The following is an 18382-nucleotide window of genomic DNA, read 5'->3' on the forward strand; positions in this document are numbered from 1 at the left end:
GGCGCCGAGCTCTGCGGTGCGCGACAGCACGCTCAGCGGGCCGGCCGCGAGCCGTGCGGTCGCGAGTTCTCCGTTCACGAGCCGCTCGTTCGCGCCCTCTGCGTTCGTGCCCCATCGCCTACCCGCTGATCGTGGGAAGCGACTTGATGCCGATCGGCGCGGGCAGCGTCGGCGCCTTCGCTCGCGGCGCCTGCGGGGCCGCGGTGGGCGGCCGCGTCGGCTCGGGAGCCCGAGTCACGGTCGTCTCGGAGGGAGTCGGCGTGACAGCCGGCTCGGCAGAGGGGGCGGGTTCCCGCGGCAGGTACTCGCTCGCCACTCCCGGCCTGCCGTGGGCCCGGACGTTCCCGTCGACATCGAGTGCGATCTCCCGGAAATACCGCGCGCCGTCGAATGCCGGGCACTGCGTCCAGGGCGTCGTCACGGTCACCCCGTTCGCGAGACCCTGAGGAATGCCGACCGCCTCGGTGGTGCACGCGATCTCGTCTCTGACCGACGCGACGTCGCCGGTCTGATCGTGAAGATTCGCGATCAGCTGCGACCCCGGTTCGACCGTGCCGAATACGTAGGCCGTGTCGCGCACCAGCCCGGAGCTGTTCTGCGCGGCCACGGTGTGAATGAGCAACTGCTGCTGCGCCGTCCACTCCGCCGGGTCCTGGCAGCTGGACTCCGGGCCGACCGGTGTTCCCGCCGCGGTGACGAACTGATGGGTGAAGGTGCCGAGGCCGTTTCGCGCGCTGGTGATCTTCCACGCCCGGTCGTAGCCGCCGGCGCGGGTGATCGCGATCGGCTCGCCGGTCACGTCGAGCGTCGCCGGCGTGCACTCGAGCGATCCGTTCTGCAGCATGCCTTCGGAGTCGATGGTTCCTGCCGTCGTGTAGTGGCGGGGAAGCACGTACAGTTCCTCGCTGTCGTCCACGTAGCCGTTCACCGTGTACGACTCGTACAGCGGCAGCCCCGCGCCGGTCGCGGGCACGTGCGCATCATTCACCTGCACCGTGAGCCCCGTCGCCGCCGAGGCCCGCGTGATGATCTCGGGCGGGATCACGGCCGATTCGCGTGGGTCGCCGAACGGAGTGGCGTACGACGCCGCCCAGCCGGCGGGCAGCAGTGCGGAGGTGTTTGCGGCGAGCTTCGCCGTGTCGACGGTGAGGACCACGGTGACGTGCCCGGAGAGCTCGGCCTGCGTTCCGGTCAGCTTCGACAGTGTGATGTCGAACCCGCCGTCCGTTGTGGGGTCCGTCTTCCCGCCGCCAACGGTCGCGGTGCCGCGTGCGACCGGCTTCGCTCCCGCGGGCACGGCCGCAACCGTCGCGAGCGGAGCCTTGAGCAGATACATGGTGGCGATGACGGGCAGCGGTGCGTAGACGCCGGCGCTCGACACCGGCCACTCATTGATGAGACCACCGGCCATCGGCGCCAGGTCGACGGTGAAGTGGTCCACGGGCGCATCGCCCGGGTGGTAGACGGGCTTGCCGAGCTGCGACGCGAACGCCGGCTGGAACGCCGCGGACGACTCTCTCGGCGATGTCCAGGCGAATGCGGTCGACGCGCTGCTGGGGGACTGGGCGCCGCCCACCACGATCATCTGCGCACCCGGGGTCGTGAAGGCGTGCAGCGTCGCGGAGTATCCACTCATACCCGTGACCGTGTAGCGACCGGCGGTCACGCCGATCTTGTACTTCTGCGTGCCCACGGGCGGAACGCCGCGCACGGCGAGCGTCTTTGCGCCGCTGAGCGTTCCGGAGAAGCGCGTCGAGCCGTCCGTGAGCTTCGCGTTGACCAGCTCGAACGCCACGTTCCCGCCGGCGACGCTCGGGGTGACGGTGACGGTGCCCCTGTAATTGTCGACGGGGTCGATGGTTCCGGTCACGGTCACCGTGCCGGCGGTGACGGTGTCGGCCGCCCGGTACGACATCGCTTCGTTGTAGTACCGCACCGCAAGATCGGCGACGTTCGTGCCCTTGAGGTCGGGGTCGCGGTTGATCGCCCAGCGCACGGCGGCGTGCAGGTCGGTGTTGCCGCCGAACTCCGCCGCGGAGATCTCGCCGCCCTGGAGAGCCCAGTGGGTGGCGCCGGAGACCGCCGCGACCTCGACCTGCTTCGACGGGTCCTGGCCATAGACGTGCTGCATGCGGTTCACGCCGGCGATCACGTTCGGAGTGAGGTCCGGCCTCATCGCGATCAGATTGTTCGCCCGCAACTGGCCGAGGTCGAGCTCGCCCAGGTCGCGCTGGTCGTCGGTCAAGGGCGCAGGAGCCGTGGCCGATGCGCAGTAGAACAACCCCGGGACGCCCGGGATCGAGAAGGCGGCCAGGACGAGCGAGTTGGTCGTGAGCTGCCAGTCGGTTCCCACCGGCGTCGCGGCCGAAGCCGGATCGATGCGGGCGCCCAGGGTCTGCGCCACCTGGGGCGGCGCGGTGACCTGCGCGACCGTGACCAGGCCGCCGCACAGCACTCCGGCGAGTGCGAGCGTGGCCACGATCCGCAGCCGGCCCCGCCTCGTCGCGCGCACTCGCCAGGGCCGCTCGGCCCGTTTCGTCCTTCGTGGCCCCATCAGGGCTCCCTTCCTGACATCGAACAGGGACGCGAGCGCGCCCCCTGAGAGCGACCATCTTGTCCCGACCGCCGGGCCGAGCATTCGTGCCCTGTGGACAACTCGCGCACGTCACCGATTCGCGCTCGGGCCGGCTTGCTTAGCGATTTCCCTGAAAGCGACTGCCACCATGTCGAGGTGAGTGAATCGACGGATGCCCGGGGCGCCGGCCCCGTGCGCGCGCATCTCGCGCGGCATCCGTTCAGCACCCTCATGGTGATGCTCTACCTGCTGGTGGCGCTCGTGACGGGCCCGTTCCGCGGCCCCGACGCGCTGCTGCGGGAGCGCTTCTGGGTCGTGCTCGGCACGGACGAGCCGGTGCGGCACTGGTGGACGCCGATGACCGGCATGCTCTTCGCCGGCAATCTGCCGGAACTCGCGCTGGCTGTCGTCGGCAGCATCGTGCTCCTCGGCGGGGCCGAGATCCTGATGGGCTGGCGCCGCACCGCCTTCGCGTTCGTCGTCACCGCCCTGATCGGCGTGAGCGTCGGCGCCGGACTCATCCTGCTCGGCGAGGCCGGTGACGTGTCGTGGGCGCGCAGCATCGGCCGCATCGCGACCGTCGACCCGCAGTCCGGCATCTTCGGGGCGATCGCGGCGGCGAGCGCCTTCGCCGGCCCGCTGTGGCGGCGACGCATCCGCCTGCTCTCCTCGCTCGTCGCGATCGTGTTCGTGCTGTACGCGGGCCAGCCGGCCGACATCTACCGCCTCGTCGCCACCGTCGCCGGCCTCGGACTCGGCCTCCTGCTGCCGCGCGCACGTCGACGCGCGACGTGGACCCGAAGCAGCCGTCACGAGTTGCGTACGCTCCTGGCCGCGGCCACCGCGCTGACCGCCGTCGGCCCCGTCATCGCACTGTTCTCGCCGACCCGCGTCGGGCCGCTGGGACCGATCGGCCTGCTGCTCGCCGCGCCCGCCGCCACCCCCGCCGGTCCGGTCACACGGTGCGAGCTGTTCTCACTCACCCACGCCTGTGTGGCCCAGCTCGCCGCGCGTCGCATCGACGGCCCCGGCCCGATCGTCGTCTCGGTCGTGCCGTTGCTCGTGCTGCTGCTCGCGGCCTGGGGACTCGCGCACGGCCGGCGCTTCGCCGTCTGGCTCGGCGCCGGAGTCAACCTGCTGCTCGGCGTGCTGGGAGCCGTCTTCTTCGGCCTTGTGCCCACGGCGACCGGCGGCCCGTCGCTCGGCGGCGGATACCGGAACGTGCAGTTCCAGCTCGACGCGGTCGTCTCGATCCTGTTGCCGTTCGCCATGGCCGCGGCGCTTCTCGTCGGGCGCCGGAACTTCCCCGTTCGCACCGGCACCGCGACCGTGGTGCGCTACCTGCTGACGACGGTGGGCGCCTTCGTCGCGCTGGCAGGGCTGTGTTTCGCGGTGCTCACCCTCGGACATGAGCACGTGCTCGGCGCCGAGCCGACTCCGGCCCGCCTCGCCGCATCGACCATCGAGCGCTTCGTGCCCGTGGCGTTCCTCGGCGGCGACGGGGCGCTCGTGACGCCGACCTCGTTCGGCGCTCGTGTGCTGATGCACGTCGTCGGCCCGGTCTTCTGGCTCGTCGCCGCGGGCGCTGCGCTCGCGCCGCTGTTCGGCGACGGCGTGCATGCCCCGCAGCAGGACTCGACACGGGCGCGCGGGCTCGTGCGCCGCGGGGGAGACAGCCTGGCGTTCATGACGACCTGGGCCGGCAACGAGTACTGGTTCGACCCGCGAGACCGGAATGCGGGCGTCGCCTACCGCGTGGTCGGCCGTGTCGCCCTCACCACCGGCGGCCCGATCGGCTCGCCCGCCGACGCCACAGCGACCATCGACGGCTTCGCGCACTTCTGCGACGAGAACGGCTGGGTGCCGGTGTTCTACAGCGTCGACGCGGCGCTCGAGGCCGCGTTCGACCGGCTGGGCTGGCACTCCCGCACGGTGGCCGAAGAAGCCGTGCTCTGCCCCGCCACGTTGGACTTCGCGGGGCGACGCTGGCAGAAGGTTCGCTCCGCCGTGAACCGAGCGAACCGCGAAGGCATCCGTGCCCTGTGGTGCTCGCCGCGCGACCTGCCGCGTCACCTGGGCCGTCAGCTCGCCGCGATCTCAGAGGAATGGGTCGCGGCGAAGGAGCTGCCCGAGATGGCCTTCACGCTCGGGTCGCTCGCCGAGAATCGCGACCCGGCCGTGCGCCTCATGGTGGCGATCGGCCCGAACGAGCGTGTCGAGGCGTTCACGAGCTGGCTGCCCGTGTACCGCGACGGCGTGGTCGTCGGCTACACCAACGACCTCATGCGCCGCCGCGACGGAGCGACACATGGCGTGATGGAGTTCACGATCGCCGAGGTCGTCGCTCGACTTCGCGCTGACGGCATCGAACAGCTGAGCCTGTCGGCCGCCCCGCTCGCGCGCTCGCAGCAGAGCGCCACCGACGGCATCGACGGTCTGCTCGACCGCCTGTCCGAGCGGCTCGAGCCCGTCTACGGGTTCCGCAGCCTGCTCGACTTCAAGCTCAAATTCCAGCCCGCGCTGCGGCCGCTGCTCATGGCCTACCCCGACGCGGTGGCGCTCCCGGCGATCGGTCTCGCTCTCGTTCGCGCGTACCTGCCGACGCTGTCGCTGCGGCAGGCGACACAGCTCGTCCGTGGGCTCGCAGGTCGCGATGCGGCCCTCACTCAGCGGGTCACACAGCGCAACACTGTTGGCACGGGCGCCGCTGAGCATTGAGGCTGACAATGAGATAAACGGATGCCTTCGCGCGTGCACCACGCGATCGACGCCCGTGTGTCGAGAGGAGCATCACATGGCAGCGGAAGCAGAACGGCTGCACCGACTTGAGAACGAGGCAGAGGCGACGACCCTGGGCGGTCTGTCGCCGAGCGAGTTCAAGCTCGCCTTCCGCCACCACCCGGCGGGGGTCGCGCTGATCACCGCCGACGCGGGCGACGGCCCCGTCGCCATGACCGCGACGTCGGTGTTCTCCGTCAGCGCCGAGCCGCCGCTGCTGGTGTTCTCGATCTCGGACCAGTCCTCGGCCTCCGAGACCATCACCCGCGCCGAGACGCTCATCGTGCACCTGCTCTCGGCCGATCAGCTCGACCTCGCGCGCCTCGGCGCGACGAGCGGCATCGACCGCTTCGCCGACACCTCCAGCTGGGACCGGCTCATCACCGGCGAACCATACTTCCCGGCCGTGCGCACCTGGATCCGCGGTCGCGTCATCGACCGCATGCGCGCGGGCAGCTCGACCGTCGTCGCCGTGCACGCGCTGCAGGCGCGCCTGCCCGAGACCGACGAGGCCGAGAAGGCCGCGCCGCTCGTGTACTGGAGCCGCACGTGGCACGAGCTCACCGAGGCGTCGGAGATCGGCCACCAGTAACCACCGCGACCGCCTCGAAGAAGAGGCGCGCGATCTCGATATGGTCGACGTCGGCGTGGCTCGCGATGAGCGCCGAGCCGTCGATCGAGTACTGATGACCTGCGGCGAGCGCGAAGTGCGTCGCGCCTGGAACAAGCGGCGGAAGCACGCCGGCGGTCGGCACGGACGGGTCGAAGCCGAGGCCTTCGGCACCGATCGCGGCGGCCCGCGCCGGCTGGCCCGGTGCCGCCGCCGCGTAGCTGCGCTGCAGCACGAACTCCATGCCGAGGCGGTACCAGACGCCGAGCGCCTCATCGTGCGTCGAGCGCGTCGCGACGAGCGCGCCGTCGACCAGTCCCTCATCGACGACCGCGTGGTACTTCCCCGTTCCGCCGGTGAGGAATGGCGCCCGTGCCGAGAACGCCCACGACGACTCGGCCGCCTGGGCGAGGAAGAGAGTGGCAGCGTGCGGCCCCTGCGCGGCGCCGGCGGCGGAGAGCGCGCCGGAGAGCGCGATGCAGCCGAGACTGTGGCCGACGAGATGCAGGCGGATTCCTGTGCCCCCCGCGGCGCTGCCCGCCGAGAACACCCGTGAGACGAGCCTGGCGAGCCCTGTCGGCGACGACCCGAGGGTGATGGCGCGCTGCCGCATCGTCCAGAAGCTCAGGAAGTCGGCGATGTCGGAGCCGGCGTTCGCGACCGCCGTGGCGAGGGTGCCGTCGGCGAGATGGGCTTCGAGCTCGGCCGGCACATCGGGCGGTTCGCCCGTCGCGAGCGGCGTGCTCGGCCAGTGCGCCCCGATGACGAGAGGGGGCACCGGGCCAGGCCAGGCGAGGGGATGCGCCGTCTCGAGCCACGCGTGATAGGCCGATTCCGCGTCGGCGAGGGCGTCGAGCCAGCCGTGGCAGAGCAGCACGACATCCGTCACCCCGCCCGCCGCGATGCGGGCCGCGACGCTCTCGCTCAGGGCCGACCCGTCGGCCTCGGCGACCTCGCGCCCCTCCGCGTCGAAGACGACGAGCGGATACTCGGGGGTAGTGGGCGTGGGCGCGATGACGGGCACGATGCGACCCTATGGGCCCCCACGGACATTCGGTCCCGGCCGGTGCGAGACAAGCCCTCGAGTGCTCGATCAGCCCTTGATCAGCCCGGACTCAGTCCTCGACCTGGCGCGTGGCGCGCGCCGCGGTCTCCTCCGCATCGAGGATGTTCATCACGGCGCGCACGGCAGCCTCCTGGTAGCGCCCCTCCGAGCGCGCGACCAGCACGGCGCGACGCTCGGCCTGGAACAGCTGAATCCGCAGTCGCGCGTACGCGGTATTGAGGGTGTCGCCGGCTGGTGTCGGGCCCTCGTCGACCGAGGACGAGACGAACGCGGCGTCGGCGGTGAGCCGCTCGAGCACCCTCTCATCGACCGCGTCGGCGGCGCAGTCCCGCACGAGCTCGAGCCCGGCGGACTTCGCCTCGGCCATGAGCAGCTCGGCCTCGATGCGCTCCTGATCCGTCGCCGTCACCACGAGGCCGGAGGCCCGCAGCGCGAGCGGGAGCGGCACGGCGAGCAGCAGGGTGCCGATCACGACCGCGAACGCCAGCAGCTGCAGCACGGAGCGGTCGGGCGTCGCATCCGGCAGCAGGAAGACGGCGGCCAGCGTGACGACGCCGCGCACGCCGGCAAGGGTCCACGGCCCGACGGTGGCCCACGGCCACCCCACCCGGCGCATCCGACCGGGCCCGTAGCGGAACAGCGGCGTGACGGCGACTCCCCAGATGAGCCTGGTGAGCACGACCGCGAGCAGCAGGCCGAGCGCGATCAGCACGAGCTTCCACACCGGGATGCCGCTGCCCTGCGCCCCCTCGACGGCCCGCGGCAGCGAGAGCCCGATGAGCAGGAACACCAGGTTCTCGACGATGAACTGGATCGTGCGCCAGTTGAGCGACTCGGCGACGCGGGCCTGGGCCGACTGGAAGTACGGGGCGCGATAGCCGAGGAAGAGCCCGGCGACGACCACGGCGAGAGCTCCGGATCCATGCACGTACTGGGCCACGACGAATGCGAGGAACGGTGTGACGAGCGACAGGCTCGTGTCGAGCACGGGTGCCGCGAGCACGCCGCGGGCGCGGCTCAGCACCCACCCCACGAGCAGCCCGACGGCGACGCCGCCGACCACCTCGAGCACGAAGGACCCGCCGATCGCGAGCGGCGAGATCGTCGCCGTGATCGCGATGATCGCCGAGTTCAGCGCGACCAGCGCGGTCGCGTCGTTGAGCAGGTTCTCGCCCTCGAGCACGGTGCTGAGCATCCGCGGCAGCCGGGCACGACGTGTCACCGCCTCGACGGCGACCTGGTCGGTCGGTGCGACGACCGCGCCGAACGCGAGCGCCGCGGCGATGCTGATGCCGGGCACGAGCCACCACCCGACGGCGCCGACCGCGAGCACCGTGAACGCGACGAGCCCGATCGAGCTGAGCAGGATGGGGTCGCGCCGCGCGCGCAGATCGATGAACGAGGCGCGCGTCGCAGCCGCGTAGAGCAGCGGCGGCATGACACCGTACAGCACGACGTTCGGGTCGATCGTGACGCGCGGGATGCCGGGCATGAGGGCCGCGATCGCACCGATCGCGACGAGCATCAGCGGTGCCGACCAGCCCAACCGGCGAGCCAGCACCGCGACGGCGACCGCGAGCACGACAGCCACGACGACGGCGAGCACGATGAGCGCGGCGCCCGATTCCATGCGGGAATTGAATCACGCCCGCGCCCCCGAGCTATAGCGCGCACATAGCGCAGACACAGTCACCCCGACCGGGACCACGACCGACCCGATCACGCCCGCGCCCCCCAGCTATAGCGCGCACATAGCGCAAGCACAGCGAACCCGCCCGAGACCGTGACTGAATAGAGTGATGGCCGCCATGCATCCGCTCGACCTCCCCCCGCTGCGCCGCGCCGACGGCACCCCCGCGCGTGCTCTGGTCGTCGACGACGAGGAAGCTCTCGCCGACGCCGTCGCGCTGGCCCTGAGCAGCGACGGGTGGGACGTCGAGACCGTCTATCGCGGCCGTGAGGTGCCGCATCTCGTGCGCGACCAGCGGCCCGACGTCGTCGTGCTCGACATCATGCTTCCCGACCTCGACGGGCTCGAGGTGCTCGACCGCATCCGCGCGATCAGCGACGAGGTGCGCGTGCTGTTCCTCACCGCGAAGGATTCTCAGCAGGACCGCATCGACGGCCTGCGAGCAGGCGGCGACGACTACGTCACGAAGCCGTTCGACATCGCCGAGCTGCTCGCGCGGGCGCGCGCGCTGGTTCGGCTCGCGCCGACGATGACGGATGCGTCGCCGCGCAGCACCATGACGGTCGGCCGTCTGGTCATCGACGAGGACGCGCGCACGGTCGCCTGCGACGACGCGCCGCTCGAGCTCACTGCGACCGAGTTCGAGGTGCTGCGCGTCTTCGCGCGATCACTCGGCAAGGTGCTGCGCCGTGACCAGCTGCTCACGACGGTGTGGGGCTACGACTTCGGGGCCGAGTCGAACCTCGTCGAGATGTACGTGTCGACGCTGCGCCGCAAGCTGCCCCCTGACTGCGGCGCCTCGATTCAGACGGTGCGCGGCGTCGGCTACATCCTGAAGGCGGAAGGCGCCGCGCCGGAGGACGCATGACCTTCCCGCCGTTCCCCCGCAGGCGTTTCGCGCTGCTGCACAGCCTGCGGTGGCGCATCGTGCTGATCGCCGCCGCTCTGGTCGCGGCGTCGAGCCTCGTGATCGGCGGTGTGACACTGCTTGCGGTGCGCGGCTACCTCGTGGGCCAGCTCGATTCGGGACTCGTGCGCTCGGCGCAGCGCGTCGACCGGATTGGGGGCCAGCTGTATCACAGGGCGCCGCAGTCGCCTTCGCAAGCGGGTGTCACGAGCCGCACCGGCGGGACGACCCAGCTGGGCACGGGTGGGCCAGCTGGCACGACCCAGCCCGGCACGACCCAGCCGGGCACGACCCGGCCGCCCGGGGGCGGTGAGGCCGGCGACTTCGTCGGCGTGCCCGGGCAGGCCGCGCAGACGATCGTCGCGGTGGTCGACGACGGCAAGGTCGTCGTGAACGGATTCGTCGACTCCACCGGCAAGCGCCACGAGCTGTCGGCGACCGAGCGGGCGACGCTCGAGCGCTTCGACACCGCGACGAAGCCGACGAGCGTGAACCTCGGGCCCGACCTCGGGCACTACCGCGTCGCGAGCAGGTCCGTGGCCGGCGGCGCGACGGTCATCACGGGGGTGCCGCTCGCTGCGGTCGATGCGACGGTGTGGCGGGTCGCGTGGGTGATTCTCGGCGTCGTGGTGCTCGCCGTTGCGGCGGCCGCGGCGACCGGCGCGATCGTCATCGGGCGGTCGCTGAACCCGTTGCGGCATGTCGCGGCGACGGCGTCCGCCGTCACGGACGTGCGCCTCGATCGCGGTGACGTGCGCCTCGGCGAGCGCGTCGCGCCCGCCGACCTCGCCTCGACCGTCGAGGTCGGCCAGGTGGGCGGTGCCCTCAACGCACTTCTCGAGCACGTCGCGGACGCGCTCGCCGCGCGGCAGGCGAGCGAGGAGACGATGCGGCGCTTCGTCGCAGATGCGTCGCACGAACTGCGCACGCCCCTCGCCACTGTGCGTGCCTATGCCCAGCTCTCGGCCCGTGAGCATGAGCTCACCGACGATCTCGAGCGCAACATCTCGCGGATCGATCGCGAATCGGTGCGGATGAGCGAGCTCGTCGAGCAGCTGCTGCTGCTCGCGCGGCTCGACGCGGGTGCCCTGGTCGCAGCGGGGGCTGCACAGACATCCCAGACCGAAGTGAACCTCTCGCTGATCGTGGCGGAGGCGGCGGGGGATGCCCGGGCTGCAGCATCCGATCACGAATGGCACCTCGACCTCGATGCCGAGCCCGTCGTGCTGCACGGCGACGAGTCGCAGCTGCGTCGCCTCGTGGTGAACCTGCTCGCCAACGCGCGCACGCACACTCCGCCCGGCACGCGTGTCGACATCTCGGTTCACGCCGCTCAGGGCGTGAACACGCTGACGGTCGCCGATGACGGTCCCGGCGTTCCGCCCGCGCTGCAGCCGACGGTGTTCGCCCGCTTCGCGCGGGGCGACACGGCGCGCAACCGCGATGGTGATTCGACCGGTCTCGGGCTCGCGATCGTGAAGGCGATCGCCGAGGCGCATGGCGGCACTGTCAGCCTCGACAGCGCTCCGGGCCGCACGGTCTTCACGGTGGCTCTTCCCCCCTCGTGATCCGGCGCCTATCACAATCCCAGTTTTCTCAGGCTAAAATTAGAAGCGTGCTGGCCTGGGTCGAGTCTCCGTTTCAGCTGCTGAGTGCCGCTGAATGGGCCCACGCAGCCGGTCGGCGCATCTCCGTCGCCATGCGCCTCACGGGCCCTCAGATGGAATCGACGGCCGCCGAGCTGCTGCGCCGCGACGCTCCGTTCGACGAGGTCACGCCGTGGGTCGGCATTCCGTGGGGCAAGCTCAGCGACGATCGCGACTGGCTCGTCGGCGACGGATTCAGCGGCCAGTTCCGCATGGCTGCGACGGCGCTCAAGCCGAAGCGCGTGGTCCTGCTCGACGACGGCGCCAACACTCTCGCTCTCGCGGACGCCGTGCTCGAGCGCACGCCCTTCCGCCGCCCCCGCCGCACCGAGGGTCGCATGAACCGGGTGCTCGGCGACTTCGCCCTGCGCCGCCTGCATTCGCTCGCCGCCCGCGACGCGGTCGAGCTCTTCACGGTCTTTCCGCTCGGCGAGCAGCGCATCGAGGCGCTGGCCGCGCGTGGCATCCGCACCACGCGGCACGACTTCACGTGGACGAGGCACGCCGCCGACCCGCTGGACATCCCGGGTGACCGCATCCTGCTCGGCAGCGCGCTGCCGACCGACGGCCACGTTCCCGTGCCCGACTATCTGCGCTGGGTCTCGCAGCAGGCCCGCGAGTCGTCCGTGATCTACCTGCCGCACCGCCGCGAGCTGTCCGATGTGCTCGACGCCGTGCGCAACATGGCGGGGGTCGAGGTGCTGCAGACCGGCCTGCCGGTCGAGCTGGTGCTCGCCGGCATCCGCCGCCCCATCGAGCTGGTGTCGCTGCAGACCAGCGCCTCGACCACGCTCGAGCTGCTGCTGAGCGGTACGGGCAGCACGTTCCGCCAGAGCGTCCTCGCGTAGCGGGCCCCGCGCCGCCAGCACGGACGCGGGGCCCCTCTCGGGTCAGCGCGCGAGGTCCTCGAGTGCCGCTCGCGCCCCCTGCTCGTGCAGCAACTGCAGCGTGCGCAGGTACGGCCCGGTGAACGCGGGTTCCGCGGCGAGCGACCCGAAGAGACTCTCATCTCGCAGGAATGCCAGCGGGTCGGTGGCCTGTTCGAGCGCTGCGGCGTGCCGCGAGTCGGCGAGCCGATCGACGATCGTGATCGGATTCCCCGACTCATCGACTCCTTCGGCGTACCGCGCCCAACTCGCGACGATCGCCGCCGACGCGTCCACCTCCCGGCCCGCCGCGAGCTGCTCGCGGATCACCGGGACGAGCCACTTGGGGATCCGGTCGGACGACTCGGCAGCGAGCCGCGCCAGTGTGTCGCGGACATTCTCGTTCCCGAACCTCGCGACGAGCTCGTCCGTGTAGGCGTCGAGGTCGACGCCGGGCACCGCGCGCAGCGTCGGGCGCCCCTCGCGGGACCAATAGCGGCGCAGCAGTGCGACGAACAGCGGGTCCCGGGCGGCCTCGTGGGCGTAGGTGTAGCCGGCGAGCACCCCGAAGTACGCGATCGCCTGGTGACCCGCGTTGAGCAGGCGCAGTTTCATCAGCTCGTACGGCTCGACGTCGTCGACGAGCTGCACGCCGACCTCGTCGTAGGCGGGGCGGCCGAGTCCGAAGTCGTCCTCGAGCACCCACTGCTCGAACGGCTCGGCGACGACGGGCCACGCGTCCTCGATGCCCCACTCGTCGCGCACGAGCGCGCGGTCGGCGTCGGTCGTGGCCGGCGTGATGCGGTCGACCATCGAGTTCGGGAAGTGCACGGATGCTTCGATCCACTCCGCCAGCTCCGCGTCCTTCAGACGAGCGAACGAGGTGAACACCTTCTTCGCCATCTCACCGTTGCCGGGGATGTTGTCGCACGACATCACCGTGAACGGCTCGATGCCGCGTTCACGGCGCAGCGCGAGACCCGCGACGACGAGGCCGAACACCGTCTGGGGCGCGGCGCCCGGCGCGAGATCCGCCTGGACCGCGGGGTTCGATGCGTCGAACTCGCCGGTGATCTGGTCGAAGTTGTAGCCGCCTTCGGTGATCGTGAACGACGCGATGCGCACCGCCGGGTCGGCGAGCTTCTCGATCACCGCCTGCGGGTCATCGGGTGCGAGCAGGTAGTCGACGATCGAGCCGATGACGCGCGCCTCGAGCGTTCCGTCAGGATGCTTGAGGACCAGCGTGTAGAGGTGGTCCTGATCTTCGAGCGTCTGTTTCATGCGCCGGTCGACTTCGAGCACGCCGACGCCGCAGATGCCCCAGTCGCGGGCATCGCCGGCCTCGAGCAGCCGGTCGACGAACATGGCCTGGTGTGCGCGGTGGAATCCGCCGACGCCGAAGTGCACGATGCCGGCGGTGATCGCTTCGCGCTCGTAGTCGGGCACCGCGACGTCGGCGGGGAGTTCAGTGAGTGAGCTACGGGAAAGATGCACCATCGGTCAGCTCAGCACCGGACCGTCTTGGGTGTTCTCGTCACCGGGATGCGTCGTGGCCTCGACCTCGGTCTCGACGATGGTGCCGTCGGGGCAGCGGCGGAAGACGCGGTTGGTGCCGGGCTCGACCTCTTCGGTGTGGCGGCTCATGGCGTGATGGCACACGGGGCACAGCTCGTCGGTGACGCCGGGCCTGGGGTCCTCGGCGCGGTCCGACTCGAACGGCCCGTTCGGGGCCGGGCCGAGGATCGGGACCAGCTTGTCGTCGAGCCATTCTGTTGCACGCTGAACGCCATCTTTGCCATCGTTCATGTTCCCGATGCTAGGGCCGTTGTGCTCTATGCGGCCCCCGGTTGACAGAGTAATTTCGCCCATTGGGCGGGCGTCTCGACCAGGCTCGCCTCGGAGGATGCCATGAAAGCGCTTGTGTACCACGGGCCCGGGCAGAAGGCCTGGGAAGACGTTCCCGACCCCACGATTCTCAAACCGACCGATGCCATCGTGAAGATCGACACGACCACGATCTGCGGCACGGATCTGCACATTCTCAAGGGCGACGTGCCGGCCGTGACCCCCGGCCGGATCCTCGGCCATGAGGGTGTCGGCACCATCACCGAGGTCGGCTCTGCGGTCACGGACCTCGCCGTCGGCGATCGCGTCATCGTCTCGTGCGTCTCCGCCTGCGGAAAGTGCGACTTCTGCAAGAAGGGCGTCTACTCGCACTGCCAGGCCGACGAGGGCGCTCCCGGCATCGGCTGGATCTTCGGTCACCTCATCGACGGCACGCAGGCCGAGCTGGTGCGTGTGCCGTTCGCCGAGACGTCGCTCTACCGCGTGCCGGAGGGCGTGCCCGACGAGCTCGCCGTGCTGATCAGCGACATTCTGCCGACGGGCCACGAGATCGGCGTGCGCTACGGCGCCGTCTCGCCCGGCGACGTCGTCGCGGTCGTGGGCGCCGGTCCCGTGGGCCTCGCGGCGATCACGACGGCGGCACTGTACGGCCCGTCACGCGTCATCGCCGTCGACCTCGACGCGAACCGCGTCGAGCAGGCGAAGCGCTTCGGCGCGACGGACGGCGTCGTGTCGTCCGACGCCGACTGGAAGGAGCAGGTCTTCGCCCTCACCGACGGCCTCGGCGTCGACGTCGCGATCGAGGCGGTCGGCGTTCCCGCCACGTGGGACATGTCGCTCGAGATCGTGCGGCCCGCCGGTCACGTCGCGAACGTGGGCGTGCACGGCAAGCCCGTGACGTTCAAGCTCGACGAGAAGTGGATCGAGAACCTCACCATCACAACCGGCCTCGTCAACACGAATACCTCGCCGATGCTGATCAAGCTGCTCGCTCAGGGCAAGCTCGATGTCGCCGGGTTCGTCTCGCATCACTACGCGCTGTCCGACATCCTCGACGCCTACGAGACCTTCGGCAACGCGGCCGAGACGAAGGCGCTGAAGGTGGTCCTCACGGCATGACCGTCACCCGTCGAGCTCGATGAGCGGGGTCTGCTCGTCGAGCTCGACGGTGAGACCGATGTCGATGAGACGGATGTCTCCCGCGTAGTCCCGCGCCGGCGGCAGCAGCAGGCCCGCCTTGCACCCGCCGAAGGTCACGGTCACGTCCGCGCGCAGGACCGCGGCAGGCTCGGGCACATGACCCGTGTCCGGGTGAATGCCGCTCGGAATGTCGACGGCGACGACCGCCGCGCTCCGCCGCACGGCCACAATGCCGGCCACAACTTCGCGCGCCTCGCCGCGCAGGCGGGCGTCGACACTCGTGCCCGTGCCGAGGATGCCGTCAACGATGAGGTCGCTCGACGCAGCGCGCGTCGCGAGCCTCGCGGTCGGCCCTGCGACCACCGTGGCGCCGCCCGCGAGCGCGGCGGCGAGGCCCTCCTCATGCACCCGGCTCGAGGTGCGGACCAGCTCGACCGTGACGCCCTTCTTCGCCAGCGCCTCGGCAGCGTAGAGCGCGTCACCGCCGTTGTTTCCGCCGCCGACCAGCACCACGACACGCGCGTGGCTGAGGGACACGCCCTCAGTGACAAGCATCCGCTCGCACTCGCGCGCGAGCGCCGCCGCGGCACGCGCCATCAGCGGCTCGCCTGCCGCGAGATGCGGTGCTTCCGCATCGCGGATCTGCTGTGCGCCGTAGCCTCTCATCAGCACAGCCCCGTCATCAGCACAGCCCGCTCACGCGCGCTTCACGGAGCTCGTGATCGTGAACTTGCTGTTGCGCGCGACCTGGCGGGTTTCGCCCACGAGCCTGCGCAGTGTCGGCTGGTAGTGCACGTGTGAATTGAACACGACTCGCAGCTCACCGCCTGGCAGGAGCACCCGCGCGGCGTCGGCGATGAGGCGCAGGCCGACCTCGGCCGTCACGGTCGTCCCGGTGTGGAACGGGGGGTTGAGCAGGATCAGCTCAGCGCTCGCGTCGGGCAGCGACTCGAGCGCGTCGTCGCGCGCAACGGTCACGCGATCGGTGAGGCCGTTCAGCCGCATCGTCTCGCGGGCGGATGCCACGGCCGCTGCGGACTGGTCGGTGGCGAGCACTCGCACCCCGGGCCGCGCGGCGGCGATCGCCGCCGCGACGACACCGGTACCACACCCCAGGTCGATCGCTGTGCGGGCTGCGGGTCGCGCGTCGCCGAGGTGTTCGAGCAGGAAGCGCGTACCGATGTCGAGCGATGCCCCCGCGAACACGCCGCCGTGCGCCGCGACGGTGATACCGGGCGGATCGACCCGAGCGGTCCTCGGCCAGGCAGCACCGGCAGGGCCGGCAGCATCACGCGAGCCGACAGCGTCACGAGAGCCAGGCGCGCCGGCACCCGCGGCCGTGACCACGCGTGCCTTCTGCCGCGCCAGACCCGCCTGCACCGAACCGAAGTGCTTCGCGAGGACCTCGTTCTGCGCGAGCGTCATGTGCTTCACCATGCCGCCGGCGTACACGACGACGTCGGGCGCGGCGTGGGCGGCGATCAGGCCGGCCCATTCGTCGAGCTGGTCGAGGGACTTGGGAAGACGCAGCAGCACGAGCGAGGCATCCGTCACGAGGTCTGCTTCGAGGTTCAGCGATGCAAATCCGGTCATGCCGAGCTCGGCCGCGTTCGCCGCGAGGGCTCGCTCGGCGAGCAGCGCATCCTGGTGCACGCGCACGTCTCGCGCGCCCGACGCGATGGCGCCGAGCGTGAGGGCACCGAATCCGTCGCCGATCACCGCCACCGAGCCGGGCCGCGACGCCGTGAGCGCTGCCGCCGCCGTGTCGAGCATCAGCCGGTCGGCGGCGTCGACCGCGACCAGGTTCGGTGCCTCGATGTCGGGGCGCCGACGCAGCGCACCCAGGTCGAGCGAGGTCATCCGCCCACGCTAGCGGGCGCCCGCGCTACCGCGTCGAGACCTTGTACTGCGCGCCGCGATGCTCGGCGGGGAGCCGGTCGCCCTTCCCGTGCAGCTTCTGCCGCAGCGTGCCGGGCTCGTACTCGGTCGGGTAGACGCCTCGTGCCTGCAGGACCGGAACGACGTATTCGACGATGTCCTCGAAGGTGCCCGGCGTGACCACGTACGCGAGGTTGAAGCCGTCGACGTCGGTCTCGTCGACCCACGCCTGGAGTTCGTCGGCGACCTGCTCGCCCGAGCCGACGAAGTAGGGGCCGAGTCCGCCGATGGCGCCCTCGCGGGCGATGTCGCCGACGGTCCACTCGCGGCCTTCGCTGTTCTTCGCCTGGAAGTTCGCGACGGTGGACTGAATGGCGTTGGACTTCACGTTTCCGATGGGCTCGTCGAGTCCGTAGGTGGACAGGTCGACGCCCATCCAACCGGACATGAACGTCAGTGCCCCCTCTTCGCTGACGTAGCGGCGGTAGTCGGCGAACTTCGCCTGCGCCTTCTCGGGGGTCTCGTCGGTGATCACGGTCAGCAGGGTGTAGATCTTCGCCGCGTAACGATCGCGCCCCGCCGCCTCGAGAGCGTCGCGGAGCTTCGTCACGACACCGGCGACGACCTCTTTCGTCGACCCGGCGATGAAGATCGCCTCGGCGTTCTCGGCGGCGAACTTCACGCCCCGGCTCGATGCACCGGCCTGGTAGATCACCGGCGTGCGCTGCGGCGACGGCTCGCTGATGTGGATGCCAGGCACCTTGAAGAAGCGGCCCTCGTGGCCGATCTCGTGCACCTTGGCGGGGTCGGTGAAAACGCCCTTCTCGGTGTCGCGCACGACCGCGTCGTCCTCCCAGGATCCCTCCCACAGCTTGTACAGCACCTCGAGGTACTCGTCTGCGTGGTCGTAGCGATCGTCGTGCTCGAGCTGGTCGTCGGCACCCATGTTGCGCGCGGCGGATGGCAGATAGCCCGTGACGACGTTCCACCCGACGCGCCCGTTGGTCAGATGATCGAGCGTCGACATGCGGCGCGCGAATGGGTACGGATGCTCGTACGCAGTGCCTGCGGTGACCCCGAAGCCGAGGTTCTCGGTGACATAGGCCATAGGCGGGATCACGAGCAGCGGATCCGCGACGGGCACCTGCGCGCCGTTGCGGATGGCGGCCTCGTTCGTGCCGCCGTAGACGTCGTAGGTGCCGAGCACGTCGGCGATGAAGATGCCGTCGAAGCGGCCGCGCTCAAGCAGCTTCGCGAGCTCGGTCCAGTAGCCGATCTCCTTGTAGCGGTACGCCTGGTCCTGCGGGTGCCTCCAGAGGCCGCTGCTCTGGTGGGCGACGCAGTTCATGTCAAAGGCGTTGAAGCGGATCTGGCGAGACAT

The 18382-nt window shown here is 70.7% G+C and carries 14 protein-coding genes; 6 read left to right on the forward strand and 8 right to left on the reverse strand.

Annotated elements, in window-relative coordinates:
- Window positions 1-118: 118 nt before the first annotated feature.
- Window positions 119-2479 carry a hypothetical protein gene (locus ACFOYW_RS10710; protein WP_390228923.1) on the reverse strand — a complete coding sequence of 787 codons (2361 nt, stop codon included), beginning with the start codon at window positions 2477-2479 and terminating at the stop codon, window positions 119-121.
- A gap of 252 nt (window positions 2480-2731) precedes the next feature.
- On the opposite strand from ACFOYW_RS10710, the gene ACFOYW_RS10715 reads away from it, so the two are divergent.
- Both ACFOYW_RS10715 and ACFOYW_RS10720 read left to right on the forward strand, forming a co-directional pair.
- Window positions 2732-5293, forward strand: coding sequence for a bifunctional lysylphosphatidylglycerol flippase/synthetase MprF (locus tag ACFOYW_RS10715; protein WP_390228924.1), 2562 nt, complete (start codon window positions 2732-2734; stop codon window positions 5291-5293).
- Between the two features lie 76 nt (window positions 5294-5369).
- Complete coding sequence (locus tag ACFOYW_RS10720) at window positions 5370-5945, forward strand: flavin reductase family protein (protein WP_390228925.1); 576 nt, start codon at window positions 5370-5372, stop codon at window positions 5943-5945.
- On the opposite strand, the gene ACFOYW_RS10725 is transcribed toward ACFOYW_RS10720, so the two are convergent.
- Together ACFOYW_RS10725 and ACFOYW_RS10730 are read right to left on the reverse strand one after the other, a co-directional pair.
- Window positions 5914-6987 (reverse strand): hypothetical protein, encoded by a 1074-nt coding sequence (locus ACFOYW_RS10725; protein WP_390228926.1) that lies wholly within the window; start codon window positions 6985-6987, stop codon window positions 5914-5916. The genes ACFOYW_RS10720 and ACFOYW_RS10725 overlap by 32 nt on opposite strands.
- Window positions 6988-7078: 91 nt before the next feature.
- Window positions 7079-8659, reverse strand: a complete 1581-nt coding sequence (locus tag ACFOYW_RS10730; RefSeq protein ID WP_390228927.1) for a cation:proton antiporter — start codon at window positions 8657-8659, stop codon at window positions 7079-7081.
- 178 nt (window positions 8660-8837) lie between these two features.
- Here ACFOYW_RS10730 and ACFOYW_RS10735 point away from each other — a divergent pair, with 178 nt between their 5' ends.
- The 3 genes from ACFOYW_RS10735 to ACFOYW_RS10745 are packed head-to-tail and all read left to right on the forward strand — an operon-like array spanning window position 8838 to window position 12120.
- Window positions 8838-9587: a response regulator transcription factor gene (locus ACFOYW_RS10735; RefSeq protein ID WP_390228928.1), complete on the forward strand. Its 750-nt coding sequence runs from the start codon at window positions 8838-8840 to the stop codon at window positions 9585-9587.
- Complete coding sequence (locus tag ACFOYW_RS10740) at window positions 9584-11194, forward strand: sensor histidine kinase (RefSeq protein ID WP_390228929.1); 1611 nt, start codon at window positions 9584-9586, stop codon at window positions 11192-11194. Before ACFOYW_RS10735 ends, ACFOYW_RS10740 begins: the two co-directional genes overlap by 4 nt.
- A 47-nt stretch (window positions 11195-11241) precedes the next feature.
- Window positions 11242-12120 carry a hypothetical protein gene (locus ACFOYW_RS10745; protein WP_390228930.1) on the forward strand — a complete coding sequence of 293 codons (879 nt, stop codon included), beginning with the start codon at window positions 11242-11244 and terminating at the stop codon, window positions 12118-12120.
- 42 nt (window positions 12121-12162) lie between these two features.
- Here ACFOYW_RS10745 and ACFOYW_RS10750 read toward each other — a convergent pair whose 3' ends face one another.
- Together ACFOYW_RS10750 and ACFOYW_RS10755 are read right to left on the reverse strand one after the other, a co-directional pair.
- A complete protein-coding gene (locus tag ACFOYW_RS10750; RefSeq protein WP_390228931.1) occupies window positions 12163-13635 on the reverse strand; it encodes a mannitol dehydrogenase family protein in 1473 nt (490 codons plus the stop codon).
- A 3-nt stretch (window positions 13636-13638) separates the two neighbouring features.
- A complete protein-coding gene (locus ACFOYW_RS10755) occupies window positions 13639-13944 on the reverse strand; it encodes a hypothetical protein (RefSeq protein ID WP_390228932.1) in 306 nt (101 codons plus the stop codon).
- A 102-nt stretch (window positions 13945-14046) separates the two neighbouring features.
- On the opposite strand from ACFOYW_RS10755, the gene ACFOYW_RS10760 reads away from it, so the two are divergent.
- Complete coding sequence (locus tag ACFOYW_RS10760) at window positions 14047-15102, forward strand: zinc-dependent alcohol dehydrogenase family protein (RefSeq protein WP_390228933.1); 1056 nt, start codon at window positions 14047-14049, stop codon at window positions 15100-15102.
- Window positions 15103-15105: 3 nt separating this feature from the next.
- Here ACFOYW_RS10760 and ACFOYW_RS10765 read toward each other — a convergent pair whose 3' ends face one another.
- The 3 genes from ACFOYW_RS10765 to ACFOYW_RS10775 are packed head-to-tail and all read right to left on the reverse strand — an operon-like array spanning window position 15106 to window position 18382.
- Complete coding sequence (locus tag ACFOYW_RS10765; RefSeq protein ID WP_390228934.1) at window positions 15106-15789, reverse strand: NAD(P)H-hydrate epimerase; 684 nt, start codon at window positions 15787-15789, stop codon at window positions 15106-15108.
- 30 nt (window positions 15790-15819) lie between these two features.
- Window positions 15820-16983, reverse strand: a complete 1164-nt coding sequence (locus ACFOYW_RS10770) for a class I SAM-dependent methyltransferase (protein ID WP_390228935.1) — start codon at window positions 16981-16983, stop codon at window positions 15820-15822.
- A 25-nt stretch (window positions 16984-17008) separates the two neighbouring features.
- Window positions 17009-18382, reverse strand: coding sequence for an LLM class flavin-dependent oxidoreductase (locus ACFOYW_RS10775; protein WP_390228936.1), 1374 nt, complete (start codon window positions 18380-18382; stop codon window positions 17009-17011).

Origin of the sequence: Gryllotalpicola reticulitermitis, assembly GCF_042651345.1 — a bacterium.
Lineage (GTDB): Bacteria > Actinomycetota > Actinomycetes > Actinomycetales > Microbacteriaceae > Gryllotalpicola > Gryllotalpicola reticulitermitis.